13 protein-coding genes are annotated in these 17,290 nt (G+C 65.8%); 12 read left to right on the forward strand and 1 reads right to left on the reverse strand.

Annotated elements, in window-relative coordinates:
• Nucleotides 1–237: 237 nt before the first annotated feature.
• The 6 genes from FHS47_RS01775 to FHS47_RS01800 all read left to right on the forward strand — a co-directional run bounded on the left by FHS47_RS01775 (nucleotide 238) and on the right by FHS47_RS01800 (nucleotide 5,303).
• On the forward strand, nucleotides 238–1,146 hold the full coding sequence (locus FHS47_RS01775; protein WP_167022184.1) for a hypothetical protein: 909 nt from the start codon (nucleotides 238–240) through the stop codon (nucleotides 1,144–1,146).
• A 96-nt stretch (nucleotides 1,147–1,242) separates the two neighbouring features.
• Nucleotides 1,243–1,602, forward strand: coding sequence for a hypothetical protein (locus FHS47_RS01780; RefSeq protein ID WP_167022186.1), 360 nt, complete (start codon nucleotides 1,243–1,245; stop codon nucleotides 1,600–1,602).
• Nucleotides 1,599–2,288 carry a C39 family peptidase gene (locus tag FHS47_RS01785; protein ID WP_208381730.1) on the forward strand — a complete coding sequence of 230 codons (690 nt, stop codon included), beginning with the start codon at nucleotides 1,599–1,601 and terminating at the stop codon, nucleotides 2,286–2,288. The genes FHS47_RS01780 and FHS47_RS01785 overlap by 4 nt, the downstream gene beginning before the upstream one ends.
• The gene (locus tag FHS47_RS01790) at nucleotides 2,285–2,911 is read left to right on the forward strand and encodes a hypothetical protein (RefSeq protein ID WP_167022188.1); all 627 of its coding nucleotides are present in this window, start codon (nucleotides 2,285–2,287) and stop codon (nucleotides 2,909–2,911) included. The genes FHS47_RS01785 and FHS47_RS01790 overlap by 4 nt, the downstream gene beginning before the upstream one ends.
• A gap of 3 nt (nucleotides 2,912–2,914) precedes the next feature.
• Nucleotides 2,915–4,306, forward strand: coding sequence for a hypothetical protein (locus tag FHS47_RS01795; RefSeq protein ID WP_208381731.1), 1,392 nt, complete (start codon nucleotides 2,915–2,917; stop codon nucleotides 4,304–4,306).
• A 142-nt stretch (nucleotides 4,307–4,448) separates the two neighbouring features.
• Nucleotides 4,449–5,303: a porin family protein gene (locus FHS47_RS01800; protein WP_167022190.1), complete on the forward strand. Its 855-nt coding sequence runs from the start codon at nucleotides 4,449–4,451 to the stop codon at nucleotides 5,301–5,303.
• An 86-nt stretch (nucleotides 5,304–5,389) separates the two neighbouring features.
• On the opposite strand, the gene FHS47_RS01805 is transcribed toward FHS47_RS01800, so the two are convergent.
• Nucleotides 5,390–6,088, reverse strand: coding sequence for a TerC family protein (locus FHS47_RS01805; protein WP_167022192.1), 699 nt, complete (start codon nucleotides 6,086–6,088; stop codon nucleotides 5,390–5,392).
• 284 nt (nucleotides 6,089–6,372) lie between these two features.
• Here FHS47_RS01805 and FHS47_RS01810 point away from each other — a divergent pair, with 284 nt between their 5' ends.
• The 6 genes from FHS47_RS01810 to FHS47_RS01835 all read left to right on the forward strand — a co-directional run bounded on the left by FHS47_RS01810 (nucleotide 6,373) and on the right by FHS47_RS01835 (nucleotide 17,287).
• Nucleotides 6,373–7,824, forward strand: a complete 1,452-nt coding sequence (locus FHS47_RS01810) for a bifunctional 2-methylcitrate dehydratase/aconitate hydratase (protein WP_167022193.1) — start codon at nucleotides 6,373–6,375, stop codon at nucleotides 7,822–7,824.
• A 196-nt stretch (nucleotides 7,825–8,020) separates the two neighbouring features.
• Nucleotides 8,021–9,118: an OmpA family protein gene (locus FHS47_RS01815; protein WP_167022194.1), complete on the forward strand. Its 1,098-nt coding sequence runs from the start codon at nucleotides 8,021–8,023 to the stop codon at nucleotides 9,116–9,118.
• An 877-nt stretch (nucleotides 9,119–9,995) separates the two neighbouring features.
• The gene (locus FHS47_RS01820) at nucleotides 9,996–10,439 is read left to right on the forward strand and encodes a DUF3574 domain-containing protein (protein ID WP_167022195.1); all 444 of its coding nucleotides are present in this window, start codon (nucleotides 9,996–9,998) and stop codon (nucleotides 10,437–10,439) included.
• Nucleotides 10,439–12,043 carry a hypothetical protein gene (locus tag FHS47_RS01825; RefSeq protein ID WP_167022196.1) on the forward strand — a complete coding sequence of 535 codons (1,605 nt, stop codon included), beginning with the start codon at nucleotides 10,439–10,441 and terminating at the stop codon, nucleotides 12,041–12,043. The genes FHS47_RS01820 and FHS47_RS01825 overlap by 1 nt, the downstream gene beginning before the upstream one ends.
• Nucleotides 12,044–12,098: 55 nt before the next feature.
• Nucleotides 12,099–12,749, forward strand: coding sequence for a rhomboid family intramembrane serine protease (locus tag FHS47_RS01830; RefSeq protein ID WP_167022197.1), 651 nt, complete (start codon nucleotides 12,099–12,101; stop codon nucleotides 12,747–12,749).
• Nucleotides 12,750–12,940: 191 nt separating this feature from the next.
• Nucleotides 12,941–17,287 carry a DUF6543 domain-containing protein gene (locus FHS47_RS01835; RefSeq protein ID WP_167022198.1) on the forward strand — a complete coding sequence of 1,449 codons (4,347 nt, stop codon included), beginning with the start codon at nucleotides 12,941–12,943 and terminating at the stop codon, nucleotides 17,285–17,287.
• Nucleotides 17,288–17,290: the final 3 nt, after the last annotated feature.

Raw genomic sequence — 17,290 nt, forward strand, 5'->3', positions numbered from 1 at the left:
CGGCGCGCGTTCACGAATTCATCCGCCGCAGGCGCGTTACGGCGTGTATCGGCGTCGTTACAACGCGGGCCGCCCGAAAGCGAACGGTTGCGCCGTAAATCCGCATGGGATCACGTCTCGCAGCGCACGCGACGGAAGGCACGCAATTTGCTCCCTTGATGGAACCCGGCGCGTTGGCAGGACGTCCGGTCATCCCGAAAAAACAGGGGTTTCGCGTCGTTCACAGGAGACTCTCCCATGCGTAAGACTCTTATTGCCACGGCGATCTGCCTCGCCACCGGATTGGCACTGCCGGCCATGGCCGACGACACCCAGACCGGAGGTGCGGGCCCCAGCGCGCAGCGCCGGTCGATGGCCATCCAGTATTCCGACAGCTCCACTACCAACAACACGGCAACCAGTTCGTTCAACACCATCTCGACCACCGCGGTGGCCGAAAGCACCCTCAACGGCACCGTGACGGGGAATAACGTCCTGAGCCTCGGCAACGTCGCCGTGAACCTCGGCAACGCCAACGGCGCGCGGGGCGGATCGGGCGGTGACGGCTATGGCGCGGTCGGCCGTGGCGGCTCCGGCGGAGACGGCGGAGACAGCGGCAACGCGCGTGCCCGCGGCGCGGTGGGTGGAGACGCCAGCACCAGCAGCGGCGGAGCCTGGGGCGCGAGCATGGCCTACGGCGGCGACACCAGCGGAGACGGCGGCAACTCCAACGGCGACGGCGGCAACGCGAATGGCCGTGGTGCGGGCAACGACACGGCGACCGGCGGATCCACGGCCGGCACGGGCGGCGCATCGGCGAGCACGGGCGCGACCTCAACGTCAGGCGATTCCTCGCCCACCTCCACGGGCGGAAGCTCGACGGGTGGTGCGGGCGGCACCGCGACGGCGATGTCGGGCGACGGCGGTGCCGGCGCGGCCGGCGGTTCGGGCTCCGGCGGCTCCGGTACCGGCGGCAGCGGCGGTTCCGGCGGCAACGGCGGTTCCAACTCTGTGGGAACCGGCAGCTACAGCATGGCCAACAACATGGGTAGCGCGGGTTCCACGCTGGCGGGTATCGGCAGCTTCGCGGCCAACTCGGGTGCGTCGTCGCTGATCCAGCAGAGCGTCAACGTCCAGGCCAACCTGAGCGTCGGCGGCGCCCCGTAACACGCGGCAACGGTAGCGAGAAAGGGAGCCACGGGGCGCGTCCGCGCCCCGTGGCATCCGAAGGGGATCCCCAGCTCCAGGAGAACACTCATGCCGATGTTCCGACCCCACACCGCGTTAGTGGCGCTTGCCTTGCTGGCCGCCCCGTGCGTGGCCGGCGCGCAGTCGACGCCAACCGGCGAAGCACCTCCGCCATCGTTCGGTGCGCCCGCGTCGGCCGCCCGGCTGCAGGGCATGACCGGCGGTACCGACACCCATGTCACCAACAACCTCAACACGCAGGAATCGAACGGCACGGTGAGCGAGAACACCGCCAAGGGTACCTACAGCGGTGCGAACTTCGTCGGCGATTCCGCCTTCGGCAATTCGGCGGGCCTGCCCACCGTCATCCAGAACTCGGGCAACAACGTGCTCATCCAGAACAGCACCATCGTCAACCTGCGGATGAACCCGTGAAAGCACGCCTCGTCCTCGCCATCGGACTGCTTGCAACGCTTGCGAGCCCGTTCGCTGTCGCGGGCAGGGCAGAGATACAGACGAGCCCGGGTACGTCGTACCCGATGAAGATGACGAGCCTGAAAGAGGCGCGTTTCCGTAATACGGTGCGGCAGCGGTACGACTTCAGCTGCGGCTCCGCGGCCGTGGCGACATTGCTCACCTACCAGTACGGCTATCCCGTGGACGAGCAGTCGGCGTTCGACGTCATGTACACCCACGGCGATCGCGAGAAGATCGGGAAAGAAGGATTCTCGCTGCTCGACATCAAGCGTTTCCTCGCTTCGCGCGGTTTCCAGGCCGACGGCTTCGAGGTGCCGCTTGAGCGGCTGGACGCGGAAGGCATTCCGGCCATCGTGCTCATCAACGAACGGGGCTACCACCACTTCGTGGTGGTGAAAGGCTACAAGAACGGCCGCGTGCTGGTCGGCGATCCGGCCCGCGGCACGCGCGCGATGTCGAAGCGGCGCTTTGACGCCATGTGGACCAATCGCGTCGTGTTCGTCATTCACAACCGGCGCGACAGCGCCATCTTCAACAGTCCGCGGGACTGGGCGGTCGCTCCGGCGGCCCCCATCGGCGAAGGTATCGAGCGCAACGGTCTCGGTCCCCTCGTCATGCCGAAACGCGGACCGGGGGACATATGAAAACCCGAATCCTCTTCGCCGCCGCGCTGCTTGGGAGTGGACTTTGCGCCACCGCCGCCGCAGCGGAACTGCCGGCGGATCGCGCGATTTCCGACGCGCGCCTGGACCGCATCCGCGGCGGCTTCGACTTCGGCGACGACCTGCGCGCATCCTTCGCGCTGCAACGCACCGTGCTGATCAACGGCATGGAAGCGATGCGCACCACCATCAGCGTCCCGGACATCGCCAAGATAACCACGGAACAGGCGGCGGCTCTGCGCGACGCGCTGCGCACCACGGTGATCACGAACGGTGCCGGCGGCGTGGCCGATGCGGTGCCTTCGATGCCGACGGTAACGCAGGCGCCTTCGACGGGCGCGGCGCTTCTGCCGGTCGCCTCCGCCACACCGCCACCCTCCACGGCGGCGGTGACGCCTGCCCCGATGCAGGCGTTGCCGGCGGCCGTCACGGCCACGCTTCCCTCGTCGGGGTTGCCGGGCCTCGTCGTGCAGAACTCGCTCGACAACCAGGCCATCTCGGCCACCACCACGATCGACGCCTCGGTGAACACCGCGAATACGCTGCAAGGCATGCGGCTTGCCGAATCGCTCCATGACGCGGTGATCCAATTCCGGGGGAACTGAGGCATGTATCGCAATGGCAGGGTGATGCAGGCAAGGACATGCGCGGGCGCACTGGCGCTCGCCACGCTTCCGCTGTGGGTGGGCGCATGCCTCGCGCAGGAATCGCAGGTCGATCCGGCGCTGCGGGAGAAGATCGAGGCGCAGGGAAAACGCATCGACGCCATGCGCAGCCGCATGGCGGAGCAGCTCGCGGAACTGGAACAGATGAAACGCGAGTTGGCCGCGCAGGAGGTGCAGTACAACGACCTTCGCCGCGCCATCGGACTCAACGCGCTTGAAGAGGCGCGGGGCGGGTCCGCCGCGCTTGCCGACCCGCGCGCCCAGGCGAGCCCGGGGCAGGAACCGCCACCCGCACCGCCGCCGGGAGCGCCATCCGCACCGGGCTCGGCACCCGTGGTGGCCACCCAGCCCGTGGGACGCCGTCCGGAGCAGGACGAACGCCCGCCGGAAGTGGCGCCCATCTTCGACCAACCCGGCGTGCTTACGCCGCGCGGGAAGCTGATACTCGAACCGTCGTACCAGTACGGCTATTCGTCCAGCGATCGCGTGGCGCTCGTCGGCTATACCGTGATCCCCGCGATCCTCATCGGCCTCGTGGACGTGCGCCAGGTGAAGACCACGACGCAGACTGGCGCGGTGGCGTTCCGTTACGGCCTGACCAACCGCATGGAACTCGAAGTGCGCGTTCCCTACGTGGACACGCACACCGACACCATCAGCCGCGAGATATTCACGGGCACCGCCCAGGATCGCCTGTTCACCACAAGCGGCAAGGGCATTGGCGACGTCGAGGCGACGTTGCGCTACCAGCTCAACGACGGCGGCGCGGACAAGCCGTATTACATCGGTTGGTTCCGCGCCAAGTCGCGCACGGGTCGCGACCCCTTCGAAGTCACCAGCGATTGCGTCACGCGTTGCGTGGAGAATTTCACCGGCACCGGCCTGCCGTTGCGAAGCCCTACGGGGACGGGGTTCTATTCCGCGCAACTCGGCGTGACCTGGCTGTTTCCGTCCGATCCCGTGGTGTTCTTCGGCAACTTGAGTTACCTGCACAATTTCGAGCGAAAGAACGTCAGCCGCAATGTGCTCGGCGCGGGCAAGCAGTTCCTCGGCGACGTGAAGGCCGGCGACATCGCGGACATCAGCATCGGCATGGGCCTGTCACTTAACGAGAAGGCGTCCATCAGCATCGGTTACGACCAGGCCTTCGTGGGGCGCACCACGCAGAACGACCATCCGCTGCCCGGTTCCGCGCGAGCGACGCTTGGCTCGCTGCTGATCGGCGGCTCGTATCGCTTCAACGACAAGGAGACGCTGAACGTGACGCTGGGAGTCGGCATCACTCGCGACACGCCGGACACGACGATCACGGTGCGTGTTCCGATCACTCTCTAAACGACTTCACAAGTGCTTCACAGTGTGTTGCCTGAACGCGTTCAAAACACGCGAAGGTTCCCGTGCACGGAATGCACACGCAGGGATTCGTTAACCTTTCGTCCGGGGGTTACGAACAAAAAACTTGCAGGGAGTTTTCAGAATGCACACACGTCCACCTCGTCACGCCAAGGTCGCCGCGGGCCTTGCCATCGCTTCGCTCGCCGCCTTCGGCGCGGCCGCGCACGCGCAGGACAGCAACAAGAAGTCGCAGTCGCGCGCGCTGGACAACATCAGCCTCTGGGTTGGTGGCTATTACACCAATAACGACACGACGATCGGTGCGAAGACGGGCGTCCTCAACACCAGTGGTGACGTGAACCTCGAAGACGACCTCGACTTCAAGAAGAAAAAGGTCGAACCGCGTGTTCGTCTCGACTTCCTGATCGGCGAGCACCAGGGCTTCACCTTCGATTACTACCAGGTGGACCGCTCGCATTCGAAGAACCTTTCCGAACAGATCAACTTTCTCGGCCAGCCCATCGATGCCACGGCTCGCGTGAAGGGCGACCTGAAGTTCACCTTTGGCAGCGCCGCCTACAAGTGGTGGTTCGGCACCGGCGACGACGTGTTCGGCCTGGGGCTCGGTGCGGCTTACTACAAGGTCGACGCCAGCATCTTCGGTACCGCCAACGTCAATGGCGAGACCTTCAGCGAAGGCTCCAGCACCGACGCCAACGCGTGGGCCCCGAACCTGCAGCTGGGCTGGCGCCACGCCTTCAACGACGAATGGCGCATGTACGTGAACGCCAACGGCGTGAAGAAGAACGGCGGCAAGCTCAACGGCCACATCTGGGATGCTGCCGTCGGCGTGGAATGGTTCCCGTGGCAGAACGTGGGCTTCGGTGCCGAGTACGCCTACACCCGCATCAAGCTGAACCAGGACAAGCGCAACTACGACCTGAACCTCGACATGAAGGTGCACGGTCCGACGGCCTACGTCCGCTTCCGTTTCTGATCCACCCCGTTCCGGGGGATCCAGGGGCCGCCGCAAGGCGGCCTTTTTTTATCGGGCGTGGGCTGCCGTAGGAGCGCGCCGCCCTTTCAGGCCGCGGGGCGACGGGTTGCCAGCGCCTTGCGCCGCATCCGGCGCGCCCACAGCCAGCCGCCGCCGCATACGCCGATGACCAGCAGCGCGTCGAGCAGCCAGGGGGCCCACGGCCGCGCGTCGAACCAGGGGGCCACCAGTTGGTCGTGCGCGATCATCCGGGCAGCGGTCCACGCGATGGCGGCGGCGCCGATGTAGATGATGACGGGGAAGCGGTGGATCAGCTTCAGGATCAGCGTCGAGCCCCAGACCACCAGCGGCACGCTGATGGCGAGGCCGAGCACGACCAGGCCCATGTGCCCCTTGGCGGCGCCGGCGATCGCCAGAACGTTGTCCAGGCCCATGAGCGCGTCGGCTACCACAATGGTGCGGATGGCGGACCAGAAGCCGGAAGCGGCGGCCACCTCGGGATCGTGCTCGCCAGGCTTCAGCAGCTTCCACGCGATCGGCAGGAGCAGGATGCCGCCCGCCAGCATCAGTCCCGGTAGCTTGAGCAGCCAGATCACCGCGAAGGTGAGGGCGATGCGCACGGCCACGGCGCCGAAGGTTCCCCAGAACACGGCTTTCTTCTGGAGGTGTGGGGGCAGGTTGCGTGCCGCCAGCGCGATGACGATGGCGTTGTCGCCCGCGAGGACCAGGTCGAGCAGGATGATGGCGGCGAGGCCGGAGAAGAACTCGGGAGTGAGGAAATCCATGGATGGGAGACCTTGCGCGCGGGTGGACCCATGCGGCGGCGACGGGTACGCGCGCCCGTCGTCGCCACAAAAGTCTCGTTCCCGGCGCGAGCCGCCGCCACGACCGGGACGCTGTGGCGTCCGTATTGACGATCGTGGCGCGCGGGCCGGGACGGCCCGCGGAACTACTCCCCTTCGGGCGGTAGTGGCGCCATTGTCGCTGCTGGGGTGCAGCGCGGCAAGACATCCCCCCGCGGTCACCGGTTAAAATCGCCGGCTTTCCCAACCCCTCGCGAGTGAAGTCCATGAGCGCACACGACATCCGTTCCGCCACGCGTCCCGAACCGGACCAGCCGCTGGTGGACATCGCCAACTACGTGGCCGATTACACCATCGACTCGCAGGAGGCCTATGACACCGCGCGCTACATGCTGCTGGACTCGCTGGCCTGCTCGGCGCTGGCCATGAAGTTCCCGGACTGCGTGAAGCACCTCGGCCCCGTGGTTCCGGGGGCCACGCTCGCCGGCGGCTCCCGCGTGCCGTTCACCTCGCACGAGCTCGATCCGGTGCAGGCCGCCTTCGCCATTGGCACGCAGATCCGCTACCTCGACTTCAACGACACCTGGCTTGCGGCCGAGTGGGGCCATCCTTCCGACAACCTCGGCGCCATCCTCTCGGTGGCCGACTACCTTTCCCGCAAGGCGGTGAAAGAGGGCGGCAAGCCGCTGACGGTGCGCGACGTGCTCGGTTATGCCATCAAGGCCCACGAGATCCAGGGTTGCTACGCCCTCAAGAACAGCTTCAACCGCGTGGGCCAGGACCACGTGATCCTCGTCCGTCTCGCTTCCACGGCTGTCACCACGGCCATGCTGGGCGGCGACAAGGAGCAGATCACCACGGCCGTCTCGCACAGCTGGATCGACAACGGTGCGCTGCGCACCTACCGCCATGCCCCGAACACGGGCCCGCGCAAGAGCTGGGCCGCCGGTGACGCCTGCCGCCGCGCCGTCACCCACGCGATCAACGCCGTCTACCGCAACGTGGTGGGTTATCCGTCGGCCCTGTCGGCGAAGACCTGGGGCTATTACGACGTGGCCTTCAAGGGCAACGCGTTCGAGTTCGAGCGCCCCTTCGGCAGCTACGTCATGGAAAACGTGCTGTTCAAGATCAGCTTCCCGGCCGAATTCCACGCCCAGACGGCCGTGGAATGCGCCATGGCGCTGCACGCCCAGGTGGGCAACCGCCTCGACGACGTGGAAAAGGTGGTGATCGAGACCCAGGAAGCGGGTTGCCGCATCATCGACAAGACGGGCCCGCTGGCCAACTATGCCGATCGCGACCACTGCATCCAGTACATGGTTGCCGTGCCGCTGATTTTCGGGCGTCTTACCGCCGACGATTACAACGACTCGGTGGCTGCCGATCCGCGTATCGACGCGCTGCGCGACAAAATGACGGTGGTGGAGAATCCGCAATTCACCAAGGACTATTTCGATCCCGAAAAGCGCTATATCGGCAATTCGGTCCAGGTGTTTTTCAAGGACGGCTCGTCCACGGAGAAGGTGTCCATCGACTTCCCCATCGGCCACCGCAAGCGCCGCGCCGAAGGCATCCCCGTGCTGCTCAGGAAGTTCGAATCGGCGCTGCGTGCCGAGTGGTCCGCGGACCGCGTCGAGAAGGTGCTGGCCGTCACCTCGTCGCCCGAGAAACTGGATGCCATGCCCATTCACGAGTTCATGACGCTCTTCACGGCTTGATAATGGCCGTGACTCAAGTATGAACGGCGGTTTTTGGCATGTGCCCAATTGTTTGATTTTTGCTAAACTGCCGCCGCCCGTTGAAGGGGTATCAAAGCGAGGGACGGCTGAAGTCCCCGGATTCGACAAGAGTTCTACGCGCGATTTCCGTCTGGGGTGGAGCGCGGACGCGAATACCAATAATGAGGAGACACCGATGAAACGTAAGGGCTTGTTTTTGCTGATCGGCTTGGCCCTGGGCGGCGTGGGTGCCGTTCACGCGCAGGAATCCGCCGACACCGCGGGTAACGGCTATGACGGCCGCTGGTACATCGCCCCGACGGTTGGCGGTTACTACAACGACACCGACCGCAACACGAACAGCCGCCAGGTTTACTACGGCCTGGGCTTCGGCAAGTTCATCTCCAACAACGCGTCGATCGACATCTTTGCCGACCGCACCAAGCGCGACAACGATGGCGTTGGCCACTGGTCGAACAACAGCTACGGCGTTGCCGCCCGCTTCTACGCTGGTGCGTGGGACAGCTGGCGTCCGTACCTGCTCGCCGGTGTGATGGGCTCGTACCACCACAACCCGTCGGACAACGGTTGGTCCCCGGCCGCCGAGCTCGGCGTCGGCGTGTCCAAGACCATCACCGACAGCTCCGACTTCCGCGTGGAAGCCGGCTACCGCTACGACTGGGACGACAAGACCAACGATAGCGAGAACGGCTACGGCGACTGGTTCCTCGGCTTCTCGATCGTGTCGCGCTTCGGCGAGCCGCCGGCTGCTCCGGCTCCGGCCGCTGCTCCGGCCCCGGCTGCTCCGGACTGCTCCACGCTCGACACCGACGGCGACGGCGTGAACGATTGCGACGACAAGTGCCCGGCCACCCCGGCTGGCACCATCGTCGGCCCGGATGGTTGCCCGCAGAAGGTCGTCATCGACCTGCGCGGCGTCAACTTCAAGTTCGACCGCCCGAAGAAGGGCGAGACGAACATCGGCCCGACCCTGCAGGAGCCGACCAGCGAGTCGCTGGGCGTCCTCGACCAGGCTGTCGACACCCTGCAGCGTTACCCGCAGGTCAAGGTCACGGTTGCCGGTTACACGGATAGCGTCGGTAAGGACGCTTACAACCAGGGTCTGTCCGAGCGTCGCGCGAAGATCGTGTACGACTACCTGACCTCGCACGGCATCGGTGCGGATCGTCTGGAAGGCCCGATCGGCCACGGCGAGAACAACCCGATCGACACGAACGACACGGCCGAAGGCCGCGCTCGCAACCGTCGTACCGAGCTCCAGGTTCAGCAGTAATCTGCCACGAACCGCTCGCAAGATCGGTAGCAACACGAAGGAGCCCGGCGAAAGCCGGGCTCTTTTTTTGTTCTTCGCGCATTACAGGGCGAGTACAGGCTTCGAGTCGACGCCACTGGCTTCGACAGGCTCGTCGTGGGGTTCGCTTGCCCGATCTTGCCAAAGCGCTGTACAGCCGAGCGTTTCGCAGGAGACCTTGGTGCCCACCCTCGCTGCTCAGACAGGTCCTCCGCGTTCGAAAAGGAAGGCCGCGGCCGCGGCCCATGTGCTCAATCGGCCTTCGGCCGCTCACTTGTGCGGAACTCGCCTCGAGGGTGGACACCAAGTTCTCTTCCGGACGGTGAGGTAGCGTGGGGGGAGAGCCGCAGGCGTTCGATGCGGTGGCCTGCGCGAGCGATCCTTGAGATGTGACACGGTGCCCCGACAGGGGGCTGTCCGGAGTCACCCAAAGGCCTGACCAGCGCTCGCGAGGTGATGCTGCCCCGCTCGCAGCGGCTGCTGTTCGTGCCGGGCCAGCTCTCCGAACACGCCGCCTCAGTCATGGGGAGAGTCTTCGGTGTCCACCCTCGAGGCGAGTTCCGCACAAGAGAGCGGCCGAAGGCCAGATTGGTACACGGGCCGCGTAAGCGGCCCCACCTTTCCGAACGCGGAGGACCTGTCTGAGCAGCGAGGGTGGACACCGAAGGCTCTGGCCCTACCGTCCGAGCAACGGCGGCGCCAGCCGCTGGCCACATGCATTCGCCTGGCGAATGAACCGTGGCATCCGGCAGCGTCCAAGGACTTCGGTGAAGCACCGAAGTTTCTTGCTCTGCGCGGAAGTCGGGGAAGTACTGCTACCCTTCGGACGCATAGCCGTACGGACGTCCACAGGGGACCCATGAAACTTGCGCCAGCCCTTCTGCTATTGACCTCGCTCGCCTGCGCGGGCTGTGCAACGCGTCCGCCGGTGCCCGCGCTGGTGCTTGCCGGCGATGCCGCGCATCCTGCTACGGCGGCAGGATGGGTGCGCACGGAACTGTATTTCGGACTGGGCACCGCCGATGGAAAGGGCGGGGTGGACGAGGCCGGATGGCGGGCCTTCCTCGACCAGGAGGTGACGCCTCGCTTTCCGAGCGGGCTGACGGTGGTCGATGCCTATGGGCAGTGGCAGGGCAAGGGGCAATCCGCGCCGGAGCGGTTGCGCTCCAAGGTAGTGGTGCTGCTGCATCCGGATACGCCGGCCCAGCGGATGGCGATCGATGCGATTCGCGCGGCATGGAAGGCCAGGACCGGCGACCAGTCGGTGCTGCGCGTGAGCCAGCCGGCGGAGGTGTCCTTCTGATGGCCGTCGATTCCGTTCCGCGCCGCCGTTTCGGAGGCGGCGATCTCAACGGCGTGCTCGGACTCGTCGTGGACAATCTTTCGCTGCTGGCTTTCATGGCGAGCGCACTGGTGGGCATCTTCGGCATGCCCGCCGATCTGGTCTTTCGCAGGATGTTCCCCGGCACCGCGCTTGGCGTCCTGCTGGGGAACCTCGCATACACCTGGATGGCCCGCCGGCTCGCCGCGCGCACGGGACGGTCGGACGTTACCGCGATGCCGCTGGGGATCGACGCGCCGACGAGCATCGGCATGGCCTTGCTGGTGCTCGGGCCGGCCTTCGCAGCGTATCGCCACGCGGGAATGGACGACATCGCCGCCGGCGAAGCCACGTGGCACCTCGGCATGGCCTCACTGGTGGTCATGGGCTTGCTGAAGTTCGTGCTTTCCTTCTTCGGTGCCTGGGTGCAGCGGTCGGTGCCGCGCGCGGGCCTGCTCGGGTCGATTGCGGGCATCGCGCTGGTGCTGATGGGTTTCCTGCCGCTGGTGGAGATCATGCGCGTGCCTGTCGTGGGCTTTGCGGGGCTCGGCATCGTGCTGTATGGCCTGGTGGCGAAGCGGCGATTGCCCTTCGGGATTCCGGGCGTGCTCGGTGCCTTCCTCGTGGGCGTGCTGCTTTACTACGGCCTGGGCCCGATGGGCCTGTTGGGCACGGGCTACCATCCGCCCGGCACATGGCAATGGCGGCTCGGCTTTCCCTGGCCCAATCTCGGGTTCCTGCAGGGCCTGCCCGCCACGGTGCCCTACCTTCCCCTCATTCTGCCGTTCGGCCTGCTCATGGTAGTGGGCGGCATCAACGTGACCGAAAGCGCCCGCGCGGCGGGCGACGACTATTCCACGCGCGACATCCTGTTGGTGGAGGCGCTTGCGACCCTGGTAGCCGGTTTCTGCGGCGGTGTGGCCCAGACCACGCCTTACATTGGGCAGCCGGCCTACAAGGCGATGGGTGCGCGCACGGGCTACACGTTCGTGACCGGCCTCGTGATCGGCCTGGGCGGAGTGCTGGGTTATCTGTCGAATCTGGTGGAACTGCTGCCGGTGGCCGTGCTGGCGCCTATCCTCGTTTTCGTCTCAATAGGTATCACCACGCAGGCGTTCGAAGCCACGCCGCTGCGTTACGCGGGAGCGGTGGTCTTCAGCTTCTTCCCGGCGATCGCGCGGATGCTGGCAATCAAGCTGGGCGACCCGACCATCGTGGATCCGACTCGCTTCGCCGCGTTGTACGCCGACACCAGCCACGGTGTTCCGGCCATGGCCGTGATCGTGATCCTCGGTAACGGCTTCATCATCACCTCCATGGTGTGGGCCAGCTTCGTGGTCGCCATGATCGACGGGCACGTGCGCAAAGCTGCGGGCATCGTGGCGCTGGGTGCTGTGCTGACGGCGTTCGGCCTGATCCATTCGGTGGAGCCGATAGGCGCGGTGTACCTGCCGTGGACCCTGGACGCCGCCGCGCAGGCGATGGTCTTGCCGTTCGTGGCGGCGTATGGCGCGTTGGCCGTCGTCTTGCTGCTTCTGTCGCTGGGCGGCGGGGGAGCCCAGGAACGGGCGGTGGCCAAGGGTTGATTTGCACGGACCGCGCGATCACCCTTGAGAATTGCCCAGCCGGATAACCAAGACGATGCCGACGAACCTGCCGCCGGTCACCCGGAACCTGCTGATCGCCAATATTCTGGTGTTCGCGCTGCAGTACCTCTTGCGCGACCAGGACACGCTGGCGCTGACGCGCTGGTTCGCCCTTTGGCCATACGGCCACGATATCGCCGTGGACCTCGGTGGCGGCGACGTGGCGGGCATCGGATTCCGTGTCTGGCAGCTGGTGACCTACGGCTTCATGCATGGCAGCGTCATGCACATCGTGTTGAACATGTACGCCCTGTACATGTTCGGCGGCCTCATCGAACGCGTGATGGGCGCGCGTCGTTTCACCATCTACTACTTCACCTGCCTGGTCGCGGCGGCCGTGGCGCAGCTGGCTGTCGTTTATCTGTTCGAATCGGGACGCATGTATCCGACGGTGGGCGCCTCCGGCGCGGTGTTCGGTCTGCTGGGTGCGTTCGCCATGCTGTTCCCGCGCGAAAAGCTGATGCTGATCCCCATTCCGATCGGCATTCCCGCGTGGTTGTTTGTCATTCTGTACGGCACGGCCGAGCTCATCTTCGGCGTCACCGGTACGCTCGCGGGCATTGCACATTTCGCCCACCTCGGTGGCCTGGTGGCCGGGCTGTGCCTGCTATGGGCGTGGGGTGTCAGGCCGGGGCGGACCATGTAACGCCCGTGGATCCGCCCCCTCCGTTGCCGACAGGCCTTCGGGCGTATGCCTGCCGCTTCGTGGCGAATATCCGTCGGTGTCCGACGTCTCGCGAAGGCCTGCGCTGACCCGCATTTCGCCCCGCAGTGGCAGTTACATGCAGATGCGGGTCCTACAGTCGTCGACCCCTGATTCCACACAAGAGGTCGACGATGACAATGCCCCCCGCACCCGCACGCTTGCGGGTGCTGAGTACCCTGCTGGCCTCCGCGACGATGTCGTACCTGGCCGGCATGCCCGTCGCCGCGGCGCAACCGATGGGCTCATTCGGCGGCGAACGCCAACCGGTCGGCGCCGCCGGTTCTTTCGTCGCTGTTGGTAACGGCGTCGAACAGGCCGGGCCATCCGTTGCGTCGCCGGCGCGCAACGGCTGGCACGCATCCCTCACGTTCGCCACCGTGGCCGATGCCAAGGCTTTCGAGGACATGTGCGCCAGGGTTGCCGCGGTGTCGCCGCCGGATCCGCGCGAGGTGGCCCGCGCCTTCATCCGTGAACACCTGAAGATCGACGGCGACGACTACGTGGTTGCGCATTTCCGCGGCCCTGGTGGGCGCCGCCGCGGCAAGCCAGACCACACCGTTCCGCTGGTGGATGCGGTCATGGAGGCGTTCCCCGAGCAGGCCGGCTACAGCACGTTCGCCGCAGCCGCGGATACCGTTGGTGGATTGGGCGGCGGCGGACACAGCCCGAGCATCGTCGAAACCGGCGAGCACCTGATCCACGCGAGCAGCGTAAAGGGTGTGTTCGGCGACCTGTGGCATTTCCTCTGGAGCCGTACGGCCCCCGGGTACCTGTACAACACCTTTTTCGCCAAGGGCAACGTGATCGAGACGGCGAAGGAGGAATCGCGCGATGTGGACGAGGCGTTCGGCATCTTCAGGGAAGGGGGCTTCACCGCGGAGTATGAGAGCCCGCATCGCCTGTCGGATGTACTCAATCATGCCAAGGCGCCAAGCGCATTCTCCGAACTGCCGTACATCCTCCGCCTGAAAGGCGAGCTGGACACGTATTGGCGCGAGCACAGGGCGAACTGGGCCGTCGTCGCCCGTTACCAGTTCGTGCTCCGGGCACGCGCCGCGCATGCGTCCGGCTTGCTGGACGACAAGCAGTTCAAACTCGTGATGCACGGCGGCGCCCCGCATGTTCCGCTTTCCGGCCCCGTCACCCTCAACCACCTGCGCACGTCGTCGCGGGACGCGTCGGTGCAGATCCGTCGCTTTGACATCAACGGCTACACGGCGAGCAACCTTGTCCGCTTCATCGCCGACGACGGGAGCGAGGTGATGTACGTGCCCGGCTTCGATCCGTCGTTCGTGGTGGCTGGTAGCGAGCAGGCACTTCGACAGTGGGTGTATGGGCAGGCACAAGACCCGCATGCGCTGGACGCACTGCTTTCGCATTTTTCCATCCAGGACAGCCAGGACGGCGTGTTCTGGACAGGCGTCAGGCACGGTCTGGAAAAGATCGGCAAGGGTCAGTGGCAGCACGACGGGCGCGCGATCGATCACACCAATGCCGCCATCGCGGGCGATGTCTTCGACGACATGCGGGACGCGACGGAACGCCGGACCCGCACCGACGCCCTCGTGCAAACTCGCAACGCATGGGAAACATGGCGTGTCACCGTCAACCGCACGGCGGCGTTGCTGTCTCCCCTGGGGTTCGTCCGCCCCCTCGTCATTCCTGTGCAGGTGGCGCTCGCCGTCGTCGACACGGGTACGGGTATCGAACAGGGAGTGGACGGCAAAACCCTGGAAGAAAGGAAACGGGGATTCGAGCAGGCCGGCATGACACTGGTGTCGACGACGCTCACCGGGGTGGGACTTGGCGGCAAGCGCCCCGCCGAGTCCGGTGCCGATGTAGAGCCGGTGGCCGGACGCCAGCCAACGTTCAAGCCGCCGCAGCGGATCAATGGCCGGGTCGGCTATCTGGCCAGCCCCGTGCGCGCACCGAGATTTCCCGGCCTGGGCAGCCGCATCTACCTCAGCCCGGAAGGCCGTCTCGTGCGCTGGTCCGCCGCGGACTACGTCGAGCAGACATGGAAGCACTTACCTCACGGCGCCACGGAACTGTCGCCCGGTGTCTTCCGTGCCGGAGATAGGCGAATGGTGAAACTGGAAAACGGAAGGGCGGTGCAGATCGTCCCTGACGGTACCGGTTACCGCGCTCTGCTGCGCAATCGCACGTTAGGCCCGCGAGTCGCGCAGAAACGCGGTGCCGTGTGGGAGTTCGACTTCACCGACGGCAACCACATGCCCGGCAGTTACCTCTCGAACGTCGTGGCGAACGAATATTCCGCGGACCCGCGCGCACTCAACCGGGCAGCGCAGGCGCTGGACCAGTTCGGATCGTCGGAAGCGAGTGTGCGCGATGCGGATGAGCACGTGCCCGGTCCGCTGGCGCGGCTCGCGCTCGCGCATGGCATCCTCGAAACGCTTGCCGCGAGGTTGCGCGATCGCCATGCGGTCGGCTGGACACCCAGGGAAGTGGAATTGCTGCTTCCGTCCATCACGGAGCAGGTGAATCACCCCATCGCTCTCTTTGAAGGAGACGACTTCCAGTTTGGCAGGCGGCCGGACGGCACGGAATTCGATGCGCAGAGCATTCCGGACGGCACCATTCGCCTTCGCCATGCCAACGGACATTACGTCCTCTTCGGCGACCCCATGGCGGCGCCGTCGGCGTGGAATTCCATCTTCAAGCTGGTGGGCAGGGCGCTCGGCGATCTCGCTCATAGCGGCTGGGAAGAGCATTTCCGCCAGACGCTCGCCGAGAACATCGAGGCGCGGTCGACCCTGCCGGAACTCCAGATCATCCACCGCCGGTGGATCGATCCGCTGGACCTTCCCAAAGGGAGAAAACAGGCACTGAAGGCGCTGTCCAGCCTGCGCCAGGCACTCGTCGATCCGCACACCTGGGTATCTGCGGACAAGGTGGCGAAGCTTCGTGCGGCGGACCAGTCGCGGCGTTCGGAACTGTTCCTGGGTGAACGCGATCCATGGCCCGCGCTCGACGATGTGCTGGCGAGGAAGCACGACCCGCGAGTGCCGCACGAAGGGGCGGGTTCGCCATTCCTTATGCAGCTCCTCACGAGGATCGCCGAGGAACAGGATGGGCTGCTTCCGCGAGGCCTCGATCACCTGGTCGTGAAGACACCTTCGGTCCTTTCCGCGGCGGGCGCCGCAACGGCCGACCAGTGGAGCGTCGCCGGGCGCCACTACGTGCGGCTGCGTCACTTGGATGGCCGTACGCAAGTGGTCGAGACGGAAACGCCCGAGGCGGGCGACTACCTTCAGATACTGGCTCCGGGCGACGGTCCAAGCCGTGGCACGGGCCGCTATGTCGTCGATCTCAACGGCGAATGGTTTCCGGAGGAAGGCGTGCGCAACGGCCTCAATCTTATGCCCCCCGTGACCGACCTGCAGGCATTCGTGAATGTCGATGTGCGGCCGCCACCGGCGGTGGATACCGATTTCACCGTTATCGAACGCATGGTCAACAGCATTCCGCAACCGATCCTTCGTCTCGTGGGAACATCGTTGCCGGAGGCAAGCTCCACGCCACAAGGTGCAGTGGAGTTCACCATCCGCAATCCGATTACCGGTGTGCCTGTGCGTTTCCCCACGCACCTCGACCTGGCAGGCAATCCGACCCCCCGTCCGTGGCGTGCCCCGTTGCCGCCGGACGCACTGGCGATCTCGCCGCCGGATCGTCAGCTCGTGATGCCCGTGCCGGAAAGCGGCGCGCCCAGCGCCGGCGCACCCGATGCGACCGCGTACCTGGCGATGCTCAGGGACGAACGGCCGATCAGTGCCTTCGTCGAAGCCGGTTTCGGCGATCGCCACATCAAGGTGCTGGTCCAGACGAGGCGTTTGCGAGGCCTTCTGCGGGAAGACGGACATGTCGCCGTCGTCGGCGCGACGCCGGAGCACGCCTTCACCCTGGTAATGCCGGCCGACGCGGATTCGCTTGGCTTCGTATCGGCGGGCGTAGCGGGTAGCCGTGCCTTCGCGAACTTGCCGCCCGACACCTATATCGTGGACCCGATGTATGGCGTCAGCACGACGGCGCGGGACTATCCCTCCGCCATACGGGCAGTGGCCCGCGGCTGGGAGGCCGATGGCGTGTCGATGAAGCGGATCGAACGGAACGGCAGCGAGACCCGGGAATCGCCCGTGGCGTTTACCGAACGGCTCCTGGCGTCACCGATGAAGGCCAACCTCTGGAATCCAGAGGGCGATCCCATCTCGGAAACCGGATACGTCCGCTATATGCGCCGCCTTTATGAAAGGTACGGCACGCTGCGCCATGCCGGTCTCGACTGGCTGGGTAGCCGCGCCGCGAGACGCGACTACATGAGCTATTTCGCCAAGCCCTTCGACGTGATGCCGACATGGAACGCACCGCCGGCCACCGAGGCGGCTGCCAAGACCCTGCATGAACTCGCGCGCACGGCGGTGCAGGTTCTGGCGCCGCCCGGCTCGCCACCCGTGATGTAAGTT

The sequence above is a fragment of the Luteibacter sp. SG786 genome (assembly GCF_011759605.1).
Taxonomy (GTDB): domain Bacteria; phylum Pseudomonadota; class Gammaproteobacteria; order Xanthomonadales; family Rhodanobacteraceae; genus Luteibacter.

What these genes read in the sequence shown, in the direction of transcription:
- FHS47_RS01775 (WP_167022184.1), top strand. Translation starts at nt 238, where the DNA reads ATGCGTAAGACTCTTATTGCCACGGCGATCTGCCTCGCCACCGGATTG.
- FHS47_RS01780 (WP_167022186.1), top strand. Translation starts at nt 1,243, where the DNA reads ATGTTCCGACCCCACACCGCGTTAGTGGCGCTTGCCTTGCTGGCCGCC.
- FHS47_RS01790 (WP_167022188.1), top strand. Translation starts at nt 2,285, where the DNA reads ATGAAAACCCGAATCCTCTTCGCCGCCGCGCTGCTTGGGAGTGGACTT.
- FHS47_RS01795 (WP_208381731.1), top strand. Translation starts at nt 2,915, where the DNA reads ATGTATCGCAATGGCAGGGTGATGCAGGCAAGGACATGCGCGGGCGCA.
- FHS47_RS01800 (WP_167022190.1), top strand. Translation starts at nt 4,449, where the DNA reads ATGCACACACGTCCACCTCGTCACGCCAAGGTCGCCGCGGGCCTTGCC.
- FHS47_RS01805 (WP_167022192.1), bottom strand. Translation starts at nt 6,088, where the DNA reads ATGGATTTCCTCACTCCCGAGTTCTTCTCCGGCCTCGCCGCCATCATC.
- FHS47_RS01810 (WP_167022193.1), top strand. Translation starts at nt 6,373, where the DNA reads ATGAGCGCACACGACATCCGTTCCGCCACGCGTCCCGAACCGGACCAG.
- FHS47_RS01815 (WP_167022194.1), top strand. Translation starts at nt 8,021, where the DNA reads ATGAAACGTAAGGGCTTGTTTTTGCTGATCGGCTTGGCCCTGGGCGGC.
- FHS47_RS01820 (WP_167022195.1), top strand. Translation starts at nt 9,996, where the DNA reads ATGAAACTTGCGCCAGCCCTTCTGCTATTGACCTCGCTCGCCTGCGCG.
- FHS47_RS01825 (WP_167022196.1), top strand. Translation starts at nt 10,439, where the DNA reads ATGGCCGTCGATTCCGTTCCGCGCCGCCGTTTCGGAGGCGGCGATCTC.
- FHS47_RS01830 (WP_167022197.1), top strand. Translation starts at nt 12,099, where the DNA reads ATGCCGACGAACCTGCCGCCGGTCACCCGGAACCTGCTGATCGCCAAT.
- FHS47_RS01835 (WP_167022198.1), top strand. Translation starts at nt 12,941, where the DNA reads ATGACAATGCCCCCCGCACCCGCACGCTTGCGGGTGCTGAGTACCCTG.